This is a genomic window from Xanthomarina sp., assembly GCF_035306705.1.
In the GTDB taxonomy this organism is placed as follows: domain Bacteria; phylum Bacteroidota; class Bacteroidia; order Flavobacteriales; family Flavobacteriaceae; genus Xanthomarina.
The window spans coordinates 15,696-39,743 of record NZ_DATGNO010000141.1; the positions used below are offsets into that span (position 1 = coordinate 15,696).

At 37.0% G+C, this 24,048-nt stretch carries 20 protein-coding genes; 12 read left to right on the plus strand and 8 right to left on the minus strand.

All coding sequences use genetic code 11. The features are described 5' to 3' along the window. Window positions 1–173 precede the first annotated feature (173 nt). Window positions 174–1,336, minus strand: a protein-coding gene (locus tag VKY47_RS11510; protein ID WP_324312953.1) for an IS3 family transposase whose coding sequence is annotated in 2 segments (ribosomal slippage) — window positions 174–1,099 and window positions 1,099–1,336 — 1,164 coding nt in all. Because the reading frame shifts where the segments join, the coding sequence is not laid out codon by codon here. A gap of 82 nt (window positions 1,337–1,418) precedes the next feature. Here VKY47_RS11510 and VKY47_RS11515 point away from each other — a divergent pair. The 3 genes from VKY47_RS11515 (at window position 1,419) to VKY47_RS11525 (ending at window position 4,912) form a co-directional block, all read left to right on the plus strand. After that, complete coding sequence (locus tag VKY47_RS11515) at window positions 1,419–2,939, plus strand: arylsulfatase (protein ID WP_324312972.1); 1,521 nt, start codon at window positions 1,419–1,421, stop codon at window positions 2,937–2,939. An 88-nt stretch (window positions 2,940–3,027) separates the two neighbouring features. Beyond that, window positions 3,028–4,098 carry an HAD family hydrolase gene (locus tag VKY47_RS11520; RefSeq protein ID WP_324312954.1) on the plus strand — a complete coding sequence of 357 codons (1,071 nt, stop codon included), beginning with the start codon at window positions 3,028–3,030 and terminating at the stop codon, window positions 4,096–4,098. A gap of 7 nt (window positions 4,099–4,105) precedes the next feature. After that, window positions 4,106–4,912, plus strand: a complete 807-nt coding sequence (locus tag VKY47_RS11525) for a hypothetical protein (protein ID WP_324312955.1) — start codon at window positions 4,106–4,108, stop codon at window positions 4,910–4,912. Window positions 4,913–4,963: 51 nt separating this feature from the next. Here the strand turns inward: VKY47_RS11525 and guaC are convergent, their stop codons facing one another. Continuing rightward, window positions 4,964–6,004: a GMP reductase gene (gene guaC, locus VKY47_RS11530; protein WP_324312956.1), complete on the minus strand. Its 1,041-nt coding sequence runs from the start codon at window positions 6,002–6,004 to the stop codon at window positions 4,964–4,966. A 297-nt stretch (window positions 6,005–6,301) separates the two neighbouring features. Here guaC and VKY47_RS11535 point away from each other — a divergent pair, with 297 nt between their 5' ends. Then, window positions 6,302–7,762 (plus strand): glycoside hydrolase family 130 protein, encoded by a 1,461-nt coding sequence (locus VKY47_RS11535; RefSeq protein WP_324312957.1) that lies wholly within the window; start codon window positions 6,302–6,304, stop codon window positions 7,760–7,762. 62 nt (window positions 7,763–7,824) lie between these two features. Here the strand turns inward: VKY47_RS11535 and VKY47_RS11540 are convergent, their stop codons facing one another. The 6 genes from VKY47_RS11540 to VKY47_RS11565 all read right to left on the minus strand — a co-directional run bounded on the left by VKY47_RS11540 (window position 7,825) and on the right by VKY47_RS11565 (window position 14,468). After that, complete coding sequence (locus tag VKY47_RS11540) at window positions 7,825–10,065, minus strand: glycosyltransferase family 4 protein (protein WP_324312958.1); 2,241 nt, start codon at window positions 10,063–10,065, stop codon at window positions 7,825–7,827. Between the two features lie 262 nt (window positions 10,066–10,327). Beyond that, a complete protein-coding gene (locus VKY47_RS11545; RefSeq protein WP_324312959.1) occupies window positions 10,328–11,494 on the minus strand; it encodes a glycoside hydrolase 100 family protein in 1,167 nt (388 codons plus the stop codon). Window positions 11,495–11,500: 6 nt separating this feature from the next. After that, window positions 11,501–12,643 carry a glycosyltransferase family 4 protein gene (locus VKY47_RS11550; protein WP_324312960.1) on the minus strand — a complete coding sequence of 381 codons (1,143 nt, stop codon included), beginning with the start codon at window positions 12,641–12,643 and terminating at the stop codon, window positions 11,501–11,503. 22 nt (window positions 12,644–12,665) lie between these two features. After that, window positions 12,666–13,322 carry a PIG-L family deacetylase gene (locus tag VKY47_RS11555; RefSeq protein WP_324312961.1) on the minus strand — a complete coding sequence of 219 codons (657 nt, stop codon included), beginning with the start codon at window positions 13,320–13,322 and terminating at the stop codon, window positions 12,666–12,668. Between the two features lie 29 nt (window positions 13,323–13,351). Continuing rightward, window positions 13,352–13,690, minus strand: a complete 339-nt coding sequence (locus VKY47_RS11560; RefSeq protein WP_324312962.1) for a cupin domain-containing protein — start codon at window positions 13,688–13,690, stop codon at window positions 13,352–13,354. A gap of 217 nt (window positions 13,691–13,907) precedes the next feature. Next, window positions 13,908–14,468: a helix-turn-helix domain-containing protein gene (locus VKY47_RS11565; protein WP_324312963.1), complete on the minus strand. Its 561-nt coding sequence runs from the start codon at window positions 14,466–14,468 to the stop codon at window positions 13,908–13,910. Between the two features lie 392 nt (window positions 14,469–14,860). On the opposite strand from VKY47_RS11565, the gene rpe reads away from it, so the two are divergent. From rpe to tal, 8 genes are all read left to right on the plus strand, one after another. Beyond that, window positions 14,861–15,514 carry a ribulose-phosphate 3-epimerase gene (gene rpe / locus VKY47_RS11570; protein ID WP_324312964.1) on the plus strand — a complete coding sequence of 218 codons (654 nt, stop codon included), beginning with the start codon at window positions 14,861–14,863 and terminating at the stop codon, window positions 15,512–15,514. Window positions 15,515–15,707: 193 nt separating this feature from the next. After that, a complete protein-coding gene (locus tag VKY47_RS11575; protein WP_324312965.1) occupies window positions 15,708–16,733 on the plus strand; it encodes a class I fructose-bisphosphate aldolase in 1,026 nt (341 codons plus the stop codon). Window positions 16,734–16,920: 187 nt separating this feature from the next. Then, a complete protein-coding gene (locus tag VKY47_RS11580; protein WP_324312966.1) occupies window positions 16,921–17,397 on the plus strand; it encodes a Dps family protein in 477 nt (158 codons plus the stop codon). A 148-nt stretch (window positions 17,398–17,545) separates the two neighbouring features. After that, complete coding sequence (locus tag VKY47_RS11585; RefSeq protein WP_324312967.1) at window positions 17,546–18,637, plus strand: tellurite resistance/C4-dicarboxylate transporter family protein; 1,092 nt, start codon at window positions 17,546–17,548, stop codon at window positions 18,635–18,637. A 250-nt stretch (window positions 18,638–18,887) separates the two neighbouring features. Continuing rightward, window positions 18,888–20,183 carry an NAD(P)/FAD-dependent oxidoreductase gene (locus VKY47_RS11590; protein ID WP_324312968.1) on the plus strand — a complete coding sequence of 432 codons (1,296 nt, stop codon included), beginning with the start codon at window positions 18,888–18,890 and terminating at the stop codon, window positions 20,181–20,183. A 110-nt stretch (window positions 20,184–20,293) separates the two neighbouring features. Beyond that, complete coding sequence (gene tkt / locus VKY47_RS11595; RefSeq protein WP_324312969.1) at window positions 20,294–22,300, plus strand: transketolase; 2,007 nt, start codon at window positions 20,294–20,296, stop codon at window positions 22,298–22,300. Between the two features lie 55 nt (window positions 22,301–22,355). Next, window positions 22,356–22,835, plus strand: coding sequence for an RpiB/LacA/LacB family sugar-phosphate isomerase (locus VKY47_RS11600; protein WP_324312970.1), 480 nt, complete (start codon window positions 22,356–22,358; stop codon window positions 22,833–22,835). 107 nt (window positions 22,836–22,942) lie between these two features. Continuing rightward, a complete protein-coding gene (gene tal / locus VKY47_RS11605) occupies window positions 22,943–24,034 on the plus strand; it encodes a transaldolase (protein WP_324312971.1) in 1,092 nt (363 codons plus the stop codon). Window positions 24,035–24,048 lie beyond the last annotated feature (14 nt).

Consider the following 24,048-nt stretch of genomic DNA (forward strand, 5'->3'; position numbering starts at 1 on the left):
CCTATCAAATTTCAAACATTCGCATCTTTAATTAATTTAATTATTCTAAAAATGAAAAATTCAAAAACATTATCATTAATCATGGTAGGTATGTTTTGCCTATCATTTTCTGTGACATTTGCACAGAAGAAGACAAAGAGATGGACTATCTAATAAAAATGGGACTAAATTTTTCAGGCCGCATTGTTGATAATTCCTTTTAGTTTTAGCTCCATTTCCAATGGTGTTAAATAGTCCAAGCTTGAATGGATTCTTTTGGTATTATACCAAGTAATATATTGGCTTACTTTGTCAAATAATTGCAAGTATGAATTGAACTTAAAACGATATAGCCATTCGTGTTTAATAGTTTTAAAGAAGCTTTCCGCTACTGCATTATCCCAACAGTTACCTTTTCTACTCATAGATTGTGTTATATTGCTATTGAAAGAAAAGATATTAGTCATTGTATTTGCTGCATACTGAACACCTCTATCGGAATGAAATATGAAATTATTTGAAATAGTTCTATTTCTTCTCGCATGAATCCAAGCTTTTAACACCGTATTTTGCACAGTCATGTCTTCCCTTAATGCCCATCCTACAACCTTTCTGTCTGCTAAATCTATAATAGTTGTTAGGTAATTCCAGTTATCATTTACTCTAATGTAAGTGATGTCGGACACCCATTTCTCTCCGATTGTTGAACTTGAAAATTCTCTATCTAGTTCATTTTTAGCCAACGGAAAGTTATGCCTGGAATCGGTTGTGTTTACAAACTTTCTTTTTAAAACACTTTTTAACCCCATTTCTTTCATCAATATCGAGATATATGAACGGCAATAATTTAGATTTTCTCGTTCTAACATTTTCTGTATTCTACAGCTTCCATAAATCTCTTTACTATCTTCAAAAATAGCTCTAATCCGTTCTTTTAGTAATATTACAGAATTTTTAGTCCTTACTAAATTCTTATTCTTACGCCAATTGTAATATGCATTTTTACTGACCTGCATACACTTACACATCTTCTCAACCACAAAAACTGATTCATTTGATAAAATGAATTGATATTTTAACGATCGCTCTTGGAAAAGATGCTTACCGCCTTTTTTAAGATGTCACGCTCCATTTTTACATCACGTAATTCTTTACGTAACGCTTTAAGTTCTTGCTCTTCCACTGTAAGTTCTCTTTTCTTGGAAAAATCTCCAGATTTAGCCTCGTATTCCTTTTTCCAGCGACTTATAAGGCTGGGAGCAACACCGTAATCCTCACTTATTTGTTTTGCTTTCATTCCTGATTGCAATAGTTCTACTATTGTAACCTTTAATTCGTTGTTGTATCTTTTTGCCATAATTCAAATATATAATTTATGACCGTAAAAATTCGTCCCAGCTAAACTAGACAATCCAAGACCCTCAAAGCCCAATATTATCCTGCTCGTTTCCGATGACACTGGTTGGGGAGACCTAGGTGTATATGGAGGAGGAGTAGGCCGTGGAATGCCAACGCCTAACCTCGACAAAATGGCGAAAGAAGGTATGCAATTTTGGGACTTTTATGGTCAACCAAGTTGTACTCCTGGAAGAGCTGCCATGCAAACAGGTAGAATTCCAAACCGTTCTGGAATGACTACCGTAGCCTTTCAAGGTCAAGGTGGTGGACTTCCAGCAGCAGAATGGACCTTAGCTTCTGTACTTAAAAAAGGTGGCTACAATACGTATTTTTCAGGAAAATGGCATTTGGGTGAAGCCGATTACGCCATGCCTACAGCACAAGGGTATGACAAAATGCAAAATGTGGTATTGTATCACTTAAACGCTTATACTTATACTTTCCCATCTTTTAACCCGGATATGCCTGCTAAAATGTTGGCGTACTACCAAAAGGTTACTACGGGAATTTTGGAAGGTGTAGCAGGAAGTCCTGCAAAAGAAGTTTCAAAGGTTACTCCTGAAAACATCGCCGAATTGGACATGAACATGACCGAAAACGTGCTTAAGCAATTAGAAACTTACACGCAAGCAGGTGCCCCGTTCTTTATGTCTGTTAACTTCGCAAAGAACCACCAGCCAAACCTACCTTCTAAGCAGTTTGCTGGAAAATCACCGGCCAAAAGCTTATATGCTGATGCCGTCGTGGAGATGGATTACAACGTAGGTCGTGTCATGGATAAAATCCGTGCTCTTGGTATTGCTGATAATACCATTGTTATCTATACCGTAGATAATGGTGCTTGGCAAGATGTACATCCAGATTCTGGATACACGCCATTTAGAGGAACTAAGGGGAATGATAGAGAAGCTGGTAGCCGTGTACCTGCAATAGCATGGTGGCCTGGACAAATAGCAGCTGGATCTGACAGTCACGACATCGTTGGTGGCCTAGACTTAATGGCTACTTTTGCCGCTTTGGCAGGAGTGGAATTACCAAAAAATGATAGAGATGGCGTGCCTATGATATTCGATAGTCAAGATATGGCCAATGTATTGTTCAATGAAGGAGAGCCACTTCGTGATACTTGGTTTTATTTTACCGAAATCGAATTGGCTCCCGGTGCCATTAGATATCAAAAATTTAAAGCTGTATTTAATTTACGAGGAGATAATGGCGCCCAAGCAGGTAGCGATATGCCTGGTCAACAGTTAGGTTGGAGAGGAGCTGAAATGTATGTGGCCACAGTACCGGCTATCTATGATTTATGGCAAGATCCACAAGAGCGTTATGATGTGTTTATGAACAGTTATACCGAGAAAACTTGGACTTTACCATTGTTTGGTAAAGCACTTACTAGTCTTATGAAAACTTATATTGACTACCCACCAAGACCACTTCAAAGTGACTCGTATGCAGGTCCGACAAGTATTAAGCAATTCCGCACCATGCAACAGGTAAAAGAGTTGGCAAAGGAAAAAGGCCTAACCTTACCACCTTTGGAAGGAACTAAGCAAAAATAAAGAATGAATCGGTACAGGGAACTCTTATTCTCTCTGTGCCGATTTTTTTATTTTTTAAAGGATTCCTATAACCTTAAATTATATACACATGCAAGTTAAAACAAACAAGTTTACCACAGTATTACTGGGTATGCTTATTACTTTTGGTTTTATGGTTTCTTGCAAACAAAATGCAGAAACAAAAACGGATGTCGGTGAAAATATTGAAACTGTTAAGAAATCCGATCCACTACCATCTTGGAATGAAGGAATTACAAAACAAGCTATTGTTAGTTTTGTAGATGCTGTTACAGACAAAAACAGTGCAGACTATATAGCTCCAATCAACAGAATAGCAACTTTTGATAACGACGGCACCTTATGGGCCGAAAAACCCGTTTATGCACAATTGATATTTGCCTTAGAAAGAATCAAAACCTTAGCTCCTGAACATCCAGAATGGAAAAACAAACAACCATTTAAAGCCGTTTTAGAAAACGACCAAAAGGCGTTGATGGAATCTGGTGAAAAAGGCTTATTGGAAATAGTAGCAGTAACACATGCAGGCATGTCTACAGACGCTTTTGAAACTATTGTAAACAATTGGATAACAGTTGCAAAACAACCAGATCCAAGATTTAAAGAGAGACTTTTTACGGAAATGGTTTATCAACCCATGCTTGAATTAATAGATTATTTAAAAGAAAATAATTTTGATGTATTTATAGTTTCAGGAGGAGGTATTGAATTTATGCGTCCTTGGACAGAAGCTGTTTATGGGATTCCTGCTCAAAATGTGGTTGGAAGTAGTGTTAAAGTCTCTTACAACTATAACGATGGAAAACCCGTATTAATGAGATTGCCTGAAGTTGCTTTTAACGACGATAAAGATGGAAAGCCTGCAGGAATCAATTCACATATTGGTAAAAAACCAATTCTTGCATTCGGAAACTCGACAGGCGACCAGCAAATGCTAGAATGGAGCCAAAGTGCAGGTATCAAAACTTTTCAGGGCTTGGTACATCATACAGATGCCGATAGGGAATGGGCTTACGGTCCGGAATCTAAAATTGGAACTTTTTCGGATGAACTTATGAAAACAGCTGAAATTAGCGGTTGGCATGTAGTGGATATGAAAACAGATTGGAAGGTTGTTTTTCCTTTTGAATTAACAAAATAAATACATTATGAAAAAATCATTTTTATTATTCGCAACCATGTTATGTTTCATGTCAGGATTTTCACAAGATGAAAAACCAGTAGAAAAAACACCAGAGAGTTCCAGTGAAGCACAAGCAAACAATCCATTGGCAAACATGACAGCTATAAGCTTTCAAAATTATTATATGCCAAAATTATCCGACGCTCCAGATGATGCGTATATGAATACTACTTGGATTCGTTTTGCCAAACCAATAATGAAAGGAAAATTATTATTGCGGGCATCCATGCCAATTTCAACTATTGGGATGCCAAATGGATTTGGTGTTGTTAATACCACAAGTGGTCTTGGTGATATGAATGCATTTTTGTCTTATAATTTTGTGTCTAATGCTACAACCACCATGGGTATAGGTCCATCTGTTACAGCTCCAACAGCTAGTGACGATGCATTGGGTACTGGAAAATGGCAGGGTGGATTTGCCTTTGTTGCCTTTGTCGCAAAATCTCCAATATTTCAATATGGAGGATTAATTACTTGGCAAGCGTCGTTTGCTGGAGAAAGTGATAGAGAAAACACAAATTTGGCAGCTGTTCAACCCTTTTATTTCTGGCAATTGGGAAAAGGTACTTATTTAAGAGGAGCGCCAATTTGGGTTCTTGATCTTAAAAATGAGGCATATTCTGTTCCATTTGCTCTAGGTATTGGGAAAGTAGTTAAAATGGGGGCTTCAGTATTTAATATGTATGTGGAACCACAATATTCTGTTTATGTACAAGGAGTTCAACCTGTATTTCAACTCTTAGCAGGTGTTAATTTACAGTTTATGTAATAATAACTATTGGTATTAAATAATATTTAAGGGAACTGAGGTTCCCTTTTTTTATTCCGTATAAGTTCTATTTTCCTGTTCGGCCACTCGAATAAACGTGGTTCTTTTTGTCAATTCCTTTAAACGTAGTGCACCAACATAGGTACAAGTACTTCGTAAACCTCCTAGAATATCCTGAATAGTTGCTTCAACATCACCCTTGTAAAGAACTTCAACGGTTTTTCCTTCACTAGATCTATATTCTGCAACGCCGCCAACATATTTATCCATAGCAGTTGTAGAACTCATTCCGTAAAATTGCTTATAAGTTTTACCGTTTCGTTCAATAGTTTTACCACCACTTTCACTATGTCCGGCAAACATGCCACCAAGCATCACAAAATCGGCTCCAGCTCCAAACGCTTTAGCAACATCTCCAGGCGTAGAACAGCCTCCATCGCTTATAATTTGGCCACCTAAACCATGTGCGGCATCTGCACATTCTATAATGGCGGATAATTGCGGATAACCAACACCAGTTTTAACACGTGTGGTGCAAACAGAACCCGGCCCAATGCCAACTTTAACAATGTCTGCACCAGATAAAAGAAGTTCTTCTACCATTTCGCCAGTGACTACATTTCCAGCTATAATGGTTTTATTCGGATATTGCTCTCTCGTGCGTTGCAGAAAGCCTACAAAATGTTCGGAATAGCCATTGGCTACATCAATGCAGATAAATTGTAATTGTGGATGTAATTTAAAAATACTAGCTAGTTTTTTTAAATCCTCTTTTCCTGTTCCCGTACTAACTGCAATAAAATCTGCGATGTTTTTAGGTGAGTTTTGCAAAAACTGTTTCCATTCAGTTAAGGAGTAATGTTTATGTATGGCAGTAAATAATTGGTGTTTAGCTAAAGCCAAAGCCATTTCAAAAGTGCCAACAGTATCCATATTGGCAGCCATTATAGGAATACCGCTCCATGTGGCTTGACTGTTTAGAAAATTAAAACTTCTATCTAAGCTAACTTGAGACCTACTTTTTAAGGTAGACCTTTTTGGTCTAATCATCACATCCTTAAAGCCTAATTTAATATCTTGTTCTATACGCATGTTTAAAAAAGTTTTGGGTTACTCTCAAAAATACAAGTTCTTTTAGTCAACTTAAAATTAATTTCACATTTAAGGTTTTCTTCTTATTAACAATTGTTTATAGAAAAATATCAAGAATAATTAGTTCCGATTTAGATATTTTATTCTAGAAAGATTAACTTTGTAAACGTATTGTTTTCGAGACTATTAATCTGTTGATTTGATATCTAAAAAATATGATTGTAAACTATACTTTTAAATAAACTTTACCGTTTATTTATTATTACACATAAATTACTTCCTAAAAAATTTAATATAATGAGAGTTCCTGTAACACGAAAAAAATTAAATTTTCTTCCAGATTCAAGTAGAGTAGTAGCTAGATTTTTTATGAATGGTGAAGAACCCACAAAAGATATGTTGGCATTGGTTTTTGCAATGAGTGAAACTGAAGTGCAAACAGCACTGGATCAAACGCTTAGGGAATTTGCGTACCGACACCGAAATATTACTCGGCTTTTTACAAAACACTGTAATAATGTTAAGAAAATTATTGAGCAAATGGAGATGAATTTTGATGATATATCCTATGAGCGAAAGCTGCTTATTGGTTCGTATCTCACAATGGAATACTCTATTGAATCGACGGCCTTTTTTAACCCTTCCATTATCCCTGATATCGATCAAACGTATTTGGAGGAAGGTGAAACACGTGTAATTATTTCATTTAGAGCCACTGGAGAGGGACATATTTCATCTATTGTTTTTAGAAGAGCTATTCTAGATAAAAACAATGATCTTCGTTTGATGAGCATAGGTAAATCGATGGATGTGGCCGAAGTCTCTCAAAAAAAATCATACCACAAAGGAAGGTTTGTTGAAAAAATGAATGAGATGAAAATACCTGAGAAATATTCCAAGGTTATTGTGGAAAACCTTCCAGACCATTTCGACTATGATGTTTTAAAAAACTCTGTAAATAATATACTAAAGGATGTAACTATAAGTATAGACAAACGACTTGCTCTCGAGGAAATAACGTGGTTGGTAGATTCTTACTATGATATTGAATTTCATCGTGACTCGGATATTAGTGAGCGTGTTATTTATCCCATTTCAGAATCGGAAAGTGGTGGAATAGAAGATGGTCGTTTTGTTCGTTTTACTGACGATGATGGAAGTGTTAAATTTTATGCTACTTATACAGCTTATAATGGTCATGCTATTTTACCGAAGTTTCTTTCCACTGACGATTTTTGTACGTTTCGTATTATGCCTCTGCATGGAAAGGGAGCTATGGGTAAAAACTTAGCGCTTTTTCCTAAAAAAATTAATGGTAAGTACGCCATGCTTTCGCGACTAGATGGAGTCAATAATTACATCATGTTTTCAGATAGAAATACATTGTGGACCGAGCCTATTCTTCTTCAGAAACCAAAATACCCTTGGGAATTTTCTAAAATCGGAAATTGCGGATCTCCCATATGGACCGAAAAGGGATGGTTAATTATTACACATGGCGTGGGACCAATGAGACGCTATTGCATTGGTGCATCGTTATTCGATTTGGACGATCCAACGAAAGAAATAGGAAGGTTAGAAGAACCACTTCTTATGCCTCTTGAAAATGAAAGAGAAGGATATGTACCAAACGTCGTGTATTCTTGTGGTTCCCTTATTCATAATAACAACTTGATTTTGCCATATGCAGTCTCCGATTATTCTACCACTTATGCAGTTGTGGATATGGAAGCATTATTTGAAGGGCTAAAAAATTAAGAATTACCATTTTAAAACGAGGACTCTTTTTTCTTCTTTTGGAAGCTTAGTTTTAACAGAGCTTATTCTGCAAAATCGTTTAATTCTTGATTGTGATATGATTCTTCATAAGCTTGCAATACTGTAAGATGAGATATAAGATATGCCAAGGAACTTTCAGCACCTTGATTTCGGTTAACACCGTAATCTTCAAAGCCATCGCAACAACCTTTGGTTTCAAAATCGTAAAGACTCATACGTAAATCATTCTCGCCGAGAAACCACATAAACGCTGTAAAAAGTTTTTCTAAATAAGCTCTTTCACCAGTTATAACAAAAGCTTGATGATACATAAGTACCATGGCCATAGCATCAATAGGTTGTTGGGCATAGATGGAGCGCTCTTTATCTTTTACAAACCACTGTCGGTTTCCAATTACAGAAAGATAACCATCTTTAAGTGTGTGCAATGTTAGAAAACGCATAGACTCGAATGCAATTTCTTTAAATTTTTTATTGCTCAACACCTGTGAAGCATGTAGTAATGCTAGAGGCAAAATACCATTGTCATACGCTAGAAGTGATTCAAACCAATCCCAGTTTTCCGATTTATTTTGCTCGTAATTTACTACAAGGATATCCGTCATTTTTAATAAACACATCTTCATGTCATCATCTGATGGGTTTGTTTTAAGATAGTAGCAAATACCAATTATCGTATTGGCAATACCTCTTATAGATTTGAGTTTTTCAAAATTAGGTGAGGCATCGAAAAAAACCAATCTGGCTGTTTGATAATATGCATCATTTGGAGCGTTGCCCATAAGATAGCCAAGTACCCAAATGGTTCTTCCAAAGGAATCTTCAGAACCAACTTCGTCAAGAAAATTCCGATTAAAACTAAGAAAATTCCTAAATGTTCCATCCTTGTTTTGCATATAGTGGATATAACTCAAGTAAACGGGCATTAACTCTAAAGCAAGTGTGTTTTTCTTTTGCTTATAGGCCATACAAACCATAAGTAATGCCCGAGCATTATCGTCCAGACAATAACCCTCTTTTAAATTTGGGATTCCAAATTTTGCGTGTTGTATAATTCCTGTATCATCGGTTAGTCTTTTAATATGTGCCAATGAAAAAGGAGGTAAAAGCAACAGGTCGATGCCGGTTTCTTTTTTTGGTTCCAACTTTGCAGGACCAAAGATTAATTGGCCTGCAAGCTTGAGGTATCTCTGTCCTATTTTTGGCCAAATGATGTCCTGACCATATGTAACAGCTTTTTGCTGAATGGTATTTATTAATTCTGGTTTGTCCAATAATCCATTAAGTACCTTGGCTAAACCAACATTATCTTTAAAATCAAAAAGACAACCTTTATTTTCTGTTAGTAATTCGGCGGCATGCCAATACGGAGTGGAAACAACCACACAACCAGAACCCATGGCATAAGTAAGGGTTCCACTGGTAATTTGAGCTTCATTAATATAAGGCGTTATATAAATATCGCATGCTGCCAAATACTTAAATAGTGTTTCTTCATCCACAAATTTATTGAGTAAAAGTACATGGTCGCTTAGGTTAAGTTTTTTTATAAGTACTTGGAGATAGTTCCTATACTCTTCACCAGCGCTTCTAAGCACGTTGGGGTGTGTTTTTCCCAATACAATGTAAAACACTTCCGGATGCTTTTCAATAATTTTGGGCAAGGCTTCAATAACAGTTTCAATTCCCTTGTTTCGTCCAACAAATCCAAAGGTTAAAAGCAGTTTTTTAGTATTTAATTTAAGTTCGTTTCTCGAGATTTCCTTATCAAAATGAATATCAGGAACGCCATGTTCTATTCTAGCTATTTTTTCGGACGGAACATTGTATATGTCTTCAAGAAACTGAATGGCTTTATGGCTCATTACAACTAATTTATCAGACATGCTGCAAATCTGTTTTAAAATGGCCTTTTCCGTATAAGAAGGCTTTTCAAGAATGGTATGTAAGGTTGAAATTAAAGGAATATGCAGCCGATGCAAGAGTGGTAATATATACACACCGCTTTGTCCACCATAAATACCAAATTCATGTTCGAGAATACAAACTTGTGCGCCACTTCGATTAATAAAATCTGCAGCCGCTAAATAATCGGTTTGATGCTCTTGATGAATGGTTAGTTTTACTTCTGGAGGAAATGAATGTTCCTTATGATTATCGGTCATTGCTATAATGATGATTTCATTTTCACCACTGTTTTTCATAGCGTGAGCAAGGCTTTGGGTGAAAGTTCCAATACCACATTCTCGTGGTGGATATGTTGCTATAAAAGCAATTTTCATAAAATTGATATTTTAAATAATATTTCTTTAAGTTGGCTGTACAAATAAATCTAGGAATTTTTGATTCCAAACATTTTTAAGATTTTTTAAAAAATACCAACTTGTTAAGTTACCAAAAACTATATATATAAAGTTGAACAATAAAGGAATAGTGTTACAGAAATCATAGATTCTTTTGGGTTAGATATTTGTTAATTTCTCTTTTTTAGATTTAATGGGATTATAAAAACATACGACAGGCTCATTTGTTATATTCATAGTTTTACCGAATATCCTCAAAAAATGGTGTATGTCTTTCTTTAACACAGGTTGCCGCATACAGATAATTTGAAGCACTCCAAGTTTGCCAATCTTGACCCATGGGTTGTCCGGTTTGGGCTTTATACCATTCGTTAAAGCTAAACTCTAGTGTTTTATTTCTACCTTTTTTGATGAGTTTGGTTAATGCCAATAGTTTTTTTTCGGCCAATTCAAATTCTTTAATAGCAACTAAAGCTGCAATATAAAATCCACTAATAAATGGCCATATACCACCATTATGATAATCTCCAGGCATATTATAATCGTAATATCTCGACTTCCAATCCACATCTTCGGGCTGGATAAAAGGGAAGAAATTTGGCGTCAAATCGCGTGCTAAATCCTTTGTCCAGGTCATTGATTCGCATTCATCTTCAATCCATTTTACCAGGTTCTTGGCCTTTTTAGCCGAGGCTAATCCCGATAGAATTGCAAGGCTGTTGCCCAATAAATCAAATCGATCACTACTGTACACTTTGTAGGACCATAAGGCATAATAAGGTTTGTTCTCTATGGCGAGTCCTTCATGCAAAACTTTTTTTGAAATATCTGATGCATGCGTAGGTTGGTTTATGGAAGTTCCCAGGTTTTTGGCACTTTCTTCTTTTTTCAATAATTTAAAAGCGGTGTAAGTTAAACTATTAACAAACAGACCATAACCTAAAACCCATTGCTCATCGCGCCAATCGCTTGTTGGTTGCTGAGCTATTAAATAATGATTGGTTGGACATTGATATGCCATCCATAGCAGGGCTTTATTAACCGCATCTTCTAAAAAAATTGGGTTGTCTAACACTTTTCTAAAAACACCCACGGCCATCAAAAATACTGGTGTGGTATCGCTAGACCCCAAATTGTTTTTATCGTGGACAAGAGAAGGAATCTGGCCGTTTTCAGATTGATTTTTGGCAAGAGTTTCTAAAACCATACGCATGCTCTCAATTAAAACAGCGTTTTTAGATACTGCAATTCCCAATACAGAAATTGAAAGATCTCTAGTGTAAGGTTCAGGATATCCCCAGCCAGCAGTCCTAGGCAAATTCATAAACGGACCTTTGGAATTGTGCAACAAAACTTCCAAGGCCGCTTTTTCTGCAGATTCAATTAAATTTTGATCATTTGAAGTCATCTTTACTTAATTAATTTCCAGCTTATCCTGGATAATATTTATAAATTTTTGAGCTACCACACGGTAATCAAAATGAGCTATGACATGTTTTCTAGCTTCTATACCCATATCCATCCGAAGTTTTTCATTGTTCATGAGTTTGATTAAGTACTTAGCAATATCCTGTACATTTGCCCGGTAATCTACAGTTCTAGGAACATCAAATTCTATTTTATGATTGTTTTCAAAGCCAGATTCTTCTCCCAAAATAACCTCCTTCACAACAATTTTTTGAGCCACTTCAGCCAAAAATGCTGTTTTTTCATGTATTAGGGTATCAAGCATACCCATCGCTTTTATTCCAATAACAGGTTTTCCACAAGCTCCTGCTTCTACTTGAGGCATTCCAAAGCCTTCAAGTCTAGATGGTGCAGCATAGATGTCGCACGCGCCAATTAAATAAGGCATAAAGTTTCTGGAAATTGTATTGGTGGCGTAGGTGATGTTTTTTTCTAGCCCTAATCGGGTAGCCATTTCCAAATCTAAAAGATTTTGGGCCTTTGTTCTGGGTTGTGGCCATACCTTACATACATATTTCCAGTCGGGAGCCTTTGTATCGATTATTGCTAAGGCCTGCATAACCTCTTGGGCTCCCTTTGATGCAGCATCGCCACCTACAGTAAGAACCATTAACTGATCTGGCGAAATACCCAATGACTCTCGAACGGCACTTATTTTGGGATCATTTTTTTCAAAAGGAATAAAAGAAGTCGTATCGCAGCCAACTGGAAGAACTTCTATGTTTTTAGCATTTATGCCGTCTCTAACATACATGTCTTTTACCCAATTGGATGTTACTAGAATAAGTGGAAGTTCGTTTAATACTTCTTGATAATTAGCAATATATCCATCTGCTACGAGCCATGGTACAGCCCTAATACCATAGCGTTGTGGATGAAGTACAAGTTGAGGCGTATGGCCCCAATATCCCACGCCAACAACAACATCGGGTTCAAACCAACGATAATACCATTCTTTTTCTTGTGCCGATTCAAAATGAGCGGCGTGGCAGTCTATTCCTAATTCTCGGAGGCCTCGAAAAAGTAAATCTCCTTGGGTAGCGAGTCCACCAGGAGAAGGTGGGTAATCATAAAGAATTAACACTTTCATAGGAGAATGCTTTAGCGATTTTTCAATTAATTGATCTTTGCTTAATCCACTTACGAGCTTCTATTGGGCTTTTAAACTCCCAAAAGGCTTCAGTTTTTGGTGTTGTTTTGGCTTCAAATCCAGTTTTTTCAAAACCGTACACTTCCGTAATTATTCGGTATTTTTCTTCCCATATGTTTTTAGGAAGTTTTTGGTAAATGCTTACGCCTTTTATGGCTTTTGGATAATAGGTCTTGTTGCCATCTTCAAATGCGAAAATCCAGAGTTCCTTGGAAGTAATTTTTTTATCGTTCCACAGCTCTATAACCGCTAGACCAATTTCTTCATGGCGTAAATGTCTAGTGTATTCGCCATAAGGACTGTGGGTTAAAATAAGGTCAAAATGCTGTTTTGGTAGTAAAGCTAAAATTGCTTTTTCTACTTCCTTTTTATCTAAAGGTGTTTGTTCTGGACCATCGTCTAAATTACCCATAGCTCCTTTTGCCTTAAAAGTTTTAAGGGCTTTTTTAAATTTAGGTGCACGATCTGGATCATATTTTCTGCATAAACAAGCAATAAACCATTTGCATTCAGGGTGTTGCAGAATGGTTCCGCCGCACCATAAGGTTTCATCATCCGGATGAGCTACGATAACAGCGATACTTTTTTTTTCATTTTTAATGTATAGGTCCTCATCCATTGTTTTTTTATCTTTCAGGTTAAGCAAGGTTATTCATAACCACTTTTAATTATTGTAGAAATCATTTTAAACCGCACATTTGCTTTGAAAGAATTTTTAGAATGTGCTGGAATAACAATAGACTCTCCCGTTTCTAAGATGAAAAAATGATGATCGATTAAAATTTCGGCGCGACCTTCTATGATTTGAATTAATGTATCAAAAGGTGATATTTTCTCTGGTAGATATTCACCTAAATCAAAAGAAATAGCCATTACATTTCCAGTGGGTTTTTTTAGAATGGTTTTCATTACCACCGCGTTTGGAACATAATCAATAAGCTCTATAATTAGAAAGGGCTTCGATTTCTCAACATCTGCATTTTTCACGATTATAATTTTATAAAAAGTGATTTATAAGAGAGCTAAAATTTTTATTAAATTCAGAACTTAAAGTTGAGTTATTTTTAGAAAAATAATATTACATTGGAAATATTAAGATTTACAGTATTCCCATATTAGATTTAAAATTCTTTTAAAAATATAAAAAGCCTCATGGTTTTAAATAAGGAGGCTTAGGTTAGAAAACTTTTGATTTTTACTAAGTTTACAGATCTTCTATATTTCTTAAACGTTTCTTTTTCATTTTTTTAAAATGGGTAGGAGTAAGTCCAGTTACTTTTTTAAACTGATTTGATAAATGTGCGACACTACTATAATGAAGCTTATAGGAGATTTCTGTGAGGTTCAATTCGCCATAAACCAAAAGTTCTTTTGCACGTTCAATTTTGTTGACAATAATATACTGTTGAATAGTAATTCCTTTTACTTCTGAAAATGTATTCGCCAAATAGGTGTAATCATAATTTAGCTTTTCACTTATATAATCTGAATAGTTTACTTGTGGTAATTCATCAGAATAATGAATCATTTCAATAATTACTGCCTTTACTTTTTCAATAATAATATTCCGTCTGTCGTCAAGAAGTTCAAGTCCAAATATTTTCAGGTTTTTACGTAAAAGTTCTGTTTGGGAATCTGTTATATTCTCCTTAATTTCAATTGTTCCCAGATCTACGTTTAGATAATGTAAACCCAATTTTTCCAGCTCTTGCTTTACTATAATTTTACATCTCAAACTCACCATGTATTTGATATATATAAACATTTTATTTTTGAATTAGTTTTTTTAAGCAATAGGAACAAAATGGGTATTACCATGTGATTTATATAACTATTTATTGAAATCGTATAAAAATTACAGGGAAATATTTCATTATCTTTTGATGTTACTTAATTGCACGGAATATAAAATTAGGAATTGGCTTATAGAAAATAAGATGGTTATTCCTCCATTTATTTTTAATTGAGCTATGAAAAATTACAATAATTTTGTGGAAACATCAAATTATTTTAAAAACTAAAACATTTCTAATATTGATTAGGTTTAAATTCTAATCATCATTTTTTTTTATAACCGTAACTAATAATGATATAGGACACTTATCAAATAATTACTGAATTAGTAAATTAAGTACTTAAACATAAACCTAAAATTGAATGGCACACCTTATAGCTCCATCTATTCTAGCAGGCGATTTTGCTAATCTTAAAAAGGATATCGAAATGCTTAATAAAAGTGAGGCCGATTGGATTCACGTCGATATTATGGATGGTGTTTTTGTGCCAAATATTTCATTTGGTTTTCCTGTGTTAGCTGCCATAAATCGATTTGCTTTAAAACCTCTTGACGTACATTTGATGATTATTAAGCCAGAAAGATACATCAGCCGGTTTAAAGAAGTTGGAGCCAACCATTTAATAATCCACATAGAAGCCTGTACACATCTGCACAGTACCATTCAGGCAATCAGGAAAGAAGAGATGGGAATTGGCGTTGCTCTCAACCCACATACGGCCGTAAACCATCTAGAAGGTATTATCGATGATATAGACCAGGTCCTAATAATGTCTGTTAACCCTGGGTTTGGAGGACAGAAATTTATAGATTATACGTATAAAAAAATTGAACAGACGCGTAATCTAATAAATAAAACTGGTTCAAAAGCTCGGATAGAAGTGGATGGCGGTGTCGATCTCTCGAATGCATCCAAACTCATTGATCTTGGTGCTGACATATTGGTCGCGGGGAGTTCTATTTTTGGATCGGCTAATCCCACTAAGACCATTACGGCATTAAAAAGATTAGGATAATGAGTTTTTTCCATAACCATTCCTAACCTGAAATTCTTATCCTCAACTATTATCCAAGTGGGAATAATGTAAATTATAAATCGCAGTTTATAAAACTTCCAGTAAATAGAATCTTAACTTTATTATCCGTTGAACTACTAAGCTTGAATAAATTATTTGCGTTGGTTTAACAACCTTATTTTACATGATTCTCATGGACAAACAGATCTTAAAAGACACAATCAAACAAGTTTTCTCCAATGGAAAAGGCATCCTTGCTATGGACGAAAGCAATCCCACCTGCAACAAACGTTTTGCAGCGAACGGAATTCCTGAAACAGAGGAAATGCGAAGAAAATATCGTCAGTTAATTGTTTCTACTCCGGGCTTGAATGAAAGCATAGGAGGGGCTATTTTAAGTGATGAAACCATTCGTCAAAAAACAGATGATGGTCAACCCATGGCAGATTTATTGACGCACGCAGGAATTATTCCCGGAATAAAAGTGGATATGAGCACCACCTCCCTCTCTGGTTTTCCCAATGAAAAGATTACCGAGGGTCTTGATGGTTTACGCGAGCGATTGGCAGAGTATAAAAAAGTGGGCGCACGCTTTGCAAAATGGCGCGCCGTAATTACTATTGGAAACGACATTCCCACACGAGCCTGCATAAAAGCTAATGTTAATGCGTTAACCATGTACGCAACATTGTGTCAAGAAGCTGATATTGTACCCATTGTAGAACCTGAAATCTTGATGGACGGAAATCATTCTATGCAACGATGTTATGAGGTGACAGAAGAGGTTTTGAAAACGCTCTTTTATCATTTGTATGAATTTAAAGTCGATTTCGAAGGCATGATCTTAAAACCTAATATGGTAATTGCAGGAAAGGAAAGTGAGGAAAGAAACAGTGTTGATGCAGTAGCCCAAGCCACCGCGAATTGTTTATTGGCATCAGTTCCCGCTACCGTCCCGGCCATTGCTTTTTTATCTGGTGGACAATCTCCTCAAAAAGCATGTGAACATCTAAATGCTATCAATAAAAACTTTAAGGATCAATTACCTTGGATCGTTGCATTTTCATTTGCTAGAGCTATTCAACAACCTTGTTTGGATGCATGGAAAGGAAGAGACAGCAATATTGAATTCGCGCAAAAATTACTCTATCACCGCGCAAAACTTAGTACTGTGGCACGTTTGGGTACATACAATTCTAAAATGGAGGACTTGCGCTGAAAATTTCATAATTATTAAAATGAAAAACTCTGTTGGCAAAATTAAAAATGTTAGTTATAAACTTCATAATAGGTCAAAATAGAAGGAGCTTTTAAATTAGGGAAATAGTAAACAGAGGAAATACTTTCATTTCATAATAATTGAAACATAAAACTTTAAATGAATTTAAACTTTATATATAAAAAAAATGAAAAAGATAAACATCGGGATTTCCGATAAAAACAGACAGGTAATTGCAGACCAATTATCAAAAATACTGGCAGATGAATTTCTTCTTTATTCCAAAACACTCAATGCACATTGGAATATTGAAGGACCAGATTTCCATGCAGTACACTTATATTTGGAGAAACTGTATAATGAGCAACAAGAAATTGTCGATACTGTAGCCGAAAAAATACGTGTTTTAGGACATTTTGTACCAGCGCAATTAAAGAAGTATCTTGAACTAACACATCTTTCAGAGAAATCTTTAGATAAGAACGATAGCAAAACTCTTTTTTCGGAATTATTGGAAGACCACGAAAGTATTATTATTTTTTTAAGAGAAAATATTACACCTATAGCAGATAAATTGAAAGCAGAAGGTATCAGCGACTACATTACCGGTCTGATGGAGTATCATGAAAAAACTGCTTGGATGCTACGGTCTCATTTAAAGTAGAAAATGATAAATTATAAGATTGAGAATTATTCATTTAACAAGAATGCAGATTAGTTGTCGATTACAAACCCTATATCCAAATACAAGGAGATAAATAATTGGGCAAACATTTTAGTATACATGACGAGTTTATATAAGATGAATTATTATGCTGACAAATCGCAAACAAGAAGATGGAAATAAGCCTGTGCGGTTAAATCACTCGTTTGGTGGAATAGCAGATTTATCCCCGTCTTATTTTGCAATGGTTATGGCAACAGGCATTGTATCTGTTGCAGCCCATTTATACAATTACACCCTTCTTTCCTGGTCATTATTTTATATTAACATTATTGCCTATATCGTTATTTGTGTTTTGTTCCTTGGCCGATTTATTTTCTACAAAAAGGAATTCATATCCGATTTCAGGGACGATGAAAAAAACATGGGATTTCTTTCTTTTGTAGCCGCTAGCTGTATCCTCGGAAGTCAATTTGTTTTGATAGCAGACAATTATCAGATAGGAATTTATTTTTTAATTCTAGGTTTAGCCTCAGGTATAATTTTCACCTATTTATTGTTAGCTATTCTTATAGAAAAGCGCAACAAGCCTTCCTTACAAGCCATCAACGGCTCTTGGCTGTTACTAGTTGTAGCTATGCAGGCAGTTTCCGTATTGAGTGCACAATTGGAGGCATTCCTTCCTTTTCCTCAGGACGAAGTGCTTTTTTTCTCTCTTATGTTGTTTTTGTGCGGCAGTATATTTTATATCATAATAATAACCTTAATTGTATATCGTCTCATTTTTTTTAAACTGCAAGCCGAAAACTTTAGCCCTTCTTACTGGATAAATATGGGGGCGGATGCCATTACCGTTTTAGCAGGGTCAACTTTGATTCTCTACGCTCATAAATGGCAGGTCTTAAGTGATTTGCTCTCCTTTCTCAAAGGCTATACTTTGTTGTTTTGGGCTATAGGAACTTGGTGGATACCACTTATAGTTATTTTGGGTTTATGGCGGCATATCACTAAAAAAATACCATTGAGATATCATTCGCAGTATTGGGAAATAATATTTCCTCTAGGCATGTACACCGTTTGTACGGTTTATTTGGCACAAGCCATTGACTTGCCATTTCTTAAGGGCATTTCTTCTGTATTTGTGTTTTTTGCCATCGCTGGGTGGACAATGGTTTTTATATCTCTACTGTATTCTATGGCGTTTAAAGCCAAACAAAAAGGAGATCTAAAATCAAATTAGACCCTCCAATATACAGGTGCGGTATATTTCGGGTGGGAATAATGTAAATTATGGATTGGGTTGTGTAAATGTTCCAAGAAACTAAATCCTACCTTTAATACTGTCACTTTATAGGTGATGAAAATGCATTAAACTATCGATAGACAGAATGTAATATGGCCGATGTTTCTGGTGATCCTTAAGGTTTTTTATGAAAGTGTGGGATGCATTGGTTTTAATTTTAAAAGAATAGAGTCGCAAAATATAAATTGTGAAAACACCTAAAATAGTAATTATAGGAGCAGGGTTTGGCGGTGTTAAAATGGCAAAAATACTTCGCAAAGAAGTTGTAGAAGTCCTTCTTATAGACAGGAATAACTATCACAATTTCCAACCCTTAATGTATCAAGTGGCAACGGGTGGCCTGGAACCTGGAAGTATTGCTTACCCAGTTAGAAGGATTTTTACAAAATACAAAAATGTAAGCTTTCGGATGGCTGAAGTGCTTGAAGTTGATATCCATAAAAATCAGATTTCAACCTCCATAGGAGAGATAGACTATGACTACTTGGTTATTGCCACGGGCAGTGAAAACAACTTCTACAATTTTGAACCTGTAAAGCATAAACTCCTCACCTTAAAATCTATGCCCGACGCCCTGCAAATACGGAATGTGATATTTCAAAATCTGGAGCGTGCTTTGGCTAATAATAGAAGAGAACCCTTGGAGGAGATTATGAATATCGCCATAGTTGGCGGGGGTCCAGCAGGAATTGAATTGGCAGGAGCCTTGGCCGAAATGAGAAAGCACGTTATTCCCAAAGAATTTCCCGAACTGCCACTTTCCAAAATGAATGTGAACTTATATCAATCCGGTCCAGTACTGCTTGCGGGGATGTCTGACCAAGCTTCTGCGAAATGTCTTGAATATTTAAGGGAGTTGGGAGTGAACGTATTTCTGAATACCCGCGTTAAAAGTTATGACAACAAGGCTATTGTGATGGAGGATGGAAGCCGTTTCACAACTGATACGGTGATATGGTCCGCTGGAGTTAAAGGGTCGCCAATTAATGGTTTGCCAAATGAAGCAATCGTGGAGCACCGTATTTCGGTTGACCAATGCAATAAAGTGATAGGCACTACCAACGTTTTTGCCATTGGGGATGTGTCGGCCCATTTCACTTCCGAAAATCCAAAGGGACTACCTATGATGGCCCCTGTGGCGCAACAACAAGGAGCTCATTTGGCCAAAAACATTTTAAGAAATATAGCGAGTGAACCGATGAAAGCTTTTGAGTATCGCAATAAAGGCGTAATGGCCACGATTGGAAGAAAAAAAGCCGTGGTTGACCTGCCGAATTTTAAATTTCAAGGAAGTTTTGCCTGGTTCGTCTGGATGTTTGTACACATTTTCTCGCTGGTTGGATTTCGTGACAAGACGGTCACTTTTATCGATTGGGCGGTGAGTTATTTCAGTTATGATCAGCCCTTGGGAATGATATTAAAAGCGACTGAGTTTAGACCCCAGGAAAAAAAGAAAGAAATTAAAGAAGTAGCAGAAGCATAAGGAAATGAAATGCCAATTAATACATTGTAAACAACCGAATTTGTTTTGTGGGGCATTCCCTGCCCGTCCGGCAGGCGGGTATCTTCCTATTTCTCAAATATTTTATACAGATGAAAACAAAAAATATAATTCAACAAGGCATTGATACGGTAAGGGTTTTGGCCGCGGATGCCGTTCAAAAAGCGAATTCTGGCCATCCGGGCACTCCAATGGCATTGGCGCCATTAGGTCACTTATTGTGGTCGGAAACTATGCACTACAATCCCAAAAATCCCGAATGGGTCAATCGCGATCGGTTTATTCTCTCTTGCGGGCACGCCTGTATGCTGCAATACAGTTTTCTGTATCTCACGGGATACGCTGTAACAATGAATGATATTAAAAACTTTAGGCAGCTTCACAGCATTACCGCTGGACACCCTGAATACGGTCTTATGCCTGGGATAGAAGTCACTACCGGCCCACTTGGCCAAGGCTTTGCCAACGGTGTGGGAATGGCCATTGCACAAAAATATATGGCTGCACGTTACAACCAACCTGATTTCAAAATATTCGATTATATAATTTACGCCATCTGTAGCGACGGCGATCTTATGGAGGGTGTTTCAGCAGAAGCCGCCTCACTTGCCGGTCATCTCAAGTTGGGAAATATGATTTATTTCTACGACGACAACAAGATTACAATTGAAGGCCATACCGATCTAACGTTTAATGAAGACGTGGGTAAACGATTTGAAGCCTATGGCTGGCACGTACAAAATGTTTCAGATATCAATGATTTGGAATCCCTTTCAAAAGCAATCGAAAACGCCCAAAAGGAACCCGATCGTCCTTCTCTTATAAAAGTCCAAAGCATTATTGGCTACGGAAGTCCGAATAAACACAATACTGCCGCAGCACATGGTTCGGCCCTTGGCGCAGATGAAGTTAAGTTAGTTAAAGAAAACTTCGGATTTGATCCAGATAAAAATTTCGTCGTGCCCGAGGAGGTTTTGGAATTTTATCGAAACGCCGGAAAAAAATCCGCAGAAAGTGAAAAAGCCTGGAAGGAACTTTATAAAAATTACAAAAAACGTCATCCCGATTTGGCCAAAGAATACGAATCCATAAGTGCTGGGGAATTACCTGATGGATGGGAGAAAAAGCTTCCAACTTTTGAACCTGGAAAAGAAATGGCTACCCGCAAAGCTTCTGGTAAAACACTGAATGCAATTGCGGAATATTTCCCTCAACTAATCGGCGGTTCAGCCGATCTTGCGCCGTCAACTGATACAAATCTGGACGATTACAAATCCTTTTCCCCAAAAGATAGGGATGGCCGTAATTTCCATTTTGGAATTCGCGAACACGCGATGGGAGCAGTACTAAATGGCATGGCGCTAAGTAAATATCTAATTCCCTATGGCGCTACCTTTTTGATTTTCTCAGATTATATGCGTCCACCATTGCGATTGGCTGCCATAATGAAACTTCGCCCGATTATGGTTTACACCCACGACAGTATTGCCCTGGGTGAGGATGGTACTACTCACCAACCGGTGGAACAATTGATCGGTCTCCGCACGGTGCCAAATATGACCGTAATCCGTCCCGCCGATGCCAATGAAACCGCGCAGGCTTGGCGAGTTGCCATTAAACAAACAGATGGGCCTGTATGCATTGTATTGACCCGACAGGGAATTCCAATTATTGATCAGAAAAGATTTGCAAAGGCAAAAAACTTGGAGAAAGGCGCCTATATTCTCTCCGATTCTGATGGTGATCCTGACATTATTTTGATCGCCACCGGTTCCGAAGTGCATTTGATTTTGGAAGCACAGGAAAAATTGAAGAAAACCAATATCAAGGCCCGTGTGGTGAGTATGCCGAGTTGGAGTTTGTTCGACAATCAAACTGCCTCTTATAGAGAAAAGGTTTTTCCGAAATCCATTCGAAAACGACTTGCAGTTGAAGCCGGATCGCCCGTTGGATGGTTAAAATATGTTACGGATGATGGCGATATTATCGGCATCGAAAAATTCGGAGAATCCGCACCGGGCGAGCAGGTAATGAAAGAATACGGTTTTTCCGTAGAAAACGTGGTAAAAAGAGCAAAAGCCTTACTAAATAAAAAATAGTAAAACTTTCTCTGTGCCCTTTGTGGTAAAAAACGTCTTGAGTAAATTAAATATAATGTCTAAAGAATCATTAAAAAAAATTGGAATCTGTGCAGACCACGGCGGGTTTGATCTCAAGGAAAGGATAAAGTTTTTCTTGAAAGAAAACCACTTTGAACCCGTTGATTTTGGAGCAAAGACATTGGATGAATCTGATGATTATCCCGACTTCGTAATTCCATTGGCAAAAGCTGTCGCCGCAAAGGAAGTTTTTCGCGGCATCGCAATATGCGGCAGTGGAGTAGGAGCCTGCGTCGCCGCCAATAAGGTGTCAGGCGTAAGAGCAGCCTTAATCAACGATTATTTCTCCGCCCATCAGGGCGTGGAAGATGACGATATGAATCTGATTTGCCTCGGCGGAAGAGTCACAGGATATGCCGCTGCTGAAGAATATGTTGAGGTGTTTTTAAACGCAAAATTCATCGGCGCGGAAAGACATATTCGGCGGTTGCGGAAAATTCAGGAGTTGGAAAATAGAATAAAGAATAAAGAATAAGGAAAATAGACTTACCAGTAGAACTGCAACTTTCAACTTGGAACCTGAAACCTGAAGCAAGAAACCTGAAACTAGAATCAAGGAACAATAAACAATAAACATTCACAATGAACCCACTAAACAAATTAAAAGAACACGGTCAGAGCATCTGGCTGGATTTGCTCGATCGAGAAATTATGGACTCCGGTAAATTGGAAAAGCTAATAGATGAAGACGATTTGCGAGGGCTGACTTCCAATCCTTCAATTTTCGAAAAAGCTATTACCGGTAGTTCTGACTATGATAATGATATCGCGAAGTTTGCAAAAAAGACAGATGACAATTCTGCTATTTTTTTCGACTTGGCCATAGCAGATATTCAAAGGGCAGCCGATATTTTTAAACCGGTATTTGACAAAACCCAAGGGAAAGACGGCTTTGTAAGCCTTGAAGTTTCACCCTATTTGGCACTTGATACAGATGGCACTATTGAACAGGTACGCGACCTATGGAAAAGGGTGGGCCGAAAAAATGTAATGATCAAAATTCCTGGAACCAAACAAGGCCTGCCGGCTATTCGTGAATGTTTGAGAGAAGGTATTAATATTAATATCACACTCCTTTTTGGACTTCCCCGCTACCGCGAAATAACAGAAGCTTTTATGGGCGGCCTCGAAGACAGACTTAAAGAAGGCCATTCCATAAAAGAAGTAGCTTCTGTTGCTAGTTTTTTCCTAAGCCGAATTGATGTGATGGTAGATCCTATGCTCAAGGAAAAAAACGCCAATGATCTCGTTGGAAAAGTGGCTATCGCTTCCGCAAAAATGGCGTATCAAATATACCTAGAAATGATTGCAAGCGATCGCTTTAAAAAGTTGGAAGAAAAAGGAGCACAGCGTCAACGCGTTCTTTGGGCCAGCACAAGTACTAAAGATCCATCCTTTAGTGATGTTTTGTATGTAGAAACTCTCATTGGAAAAGACACCATTAATACGCTCCCTATGGAAACCATCGACGCCTTTCGCGATCACGGAAAAGTGACGGATTCTCTCATAGAAGGAATTGAGGACGCCAAGAAAACTTTGGAGAAATTAAAGCAAAAAGGAATCGACATTGACGAAATCACTCAAAAACTGGAAAATGAAGGAATAGATAAATTCAATAAAGCCTATGACAAATTGCTTAAAAGCATCGCGGATCAGAAAAAAAAGAAAGATTAATACCGAGTTAAAGT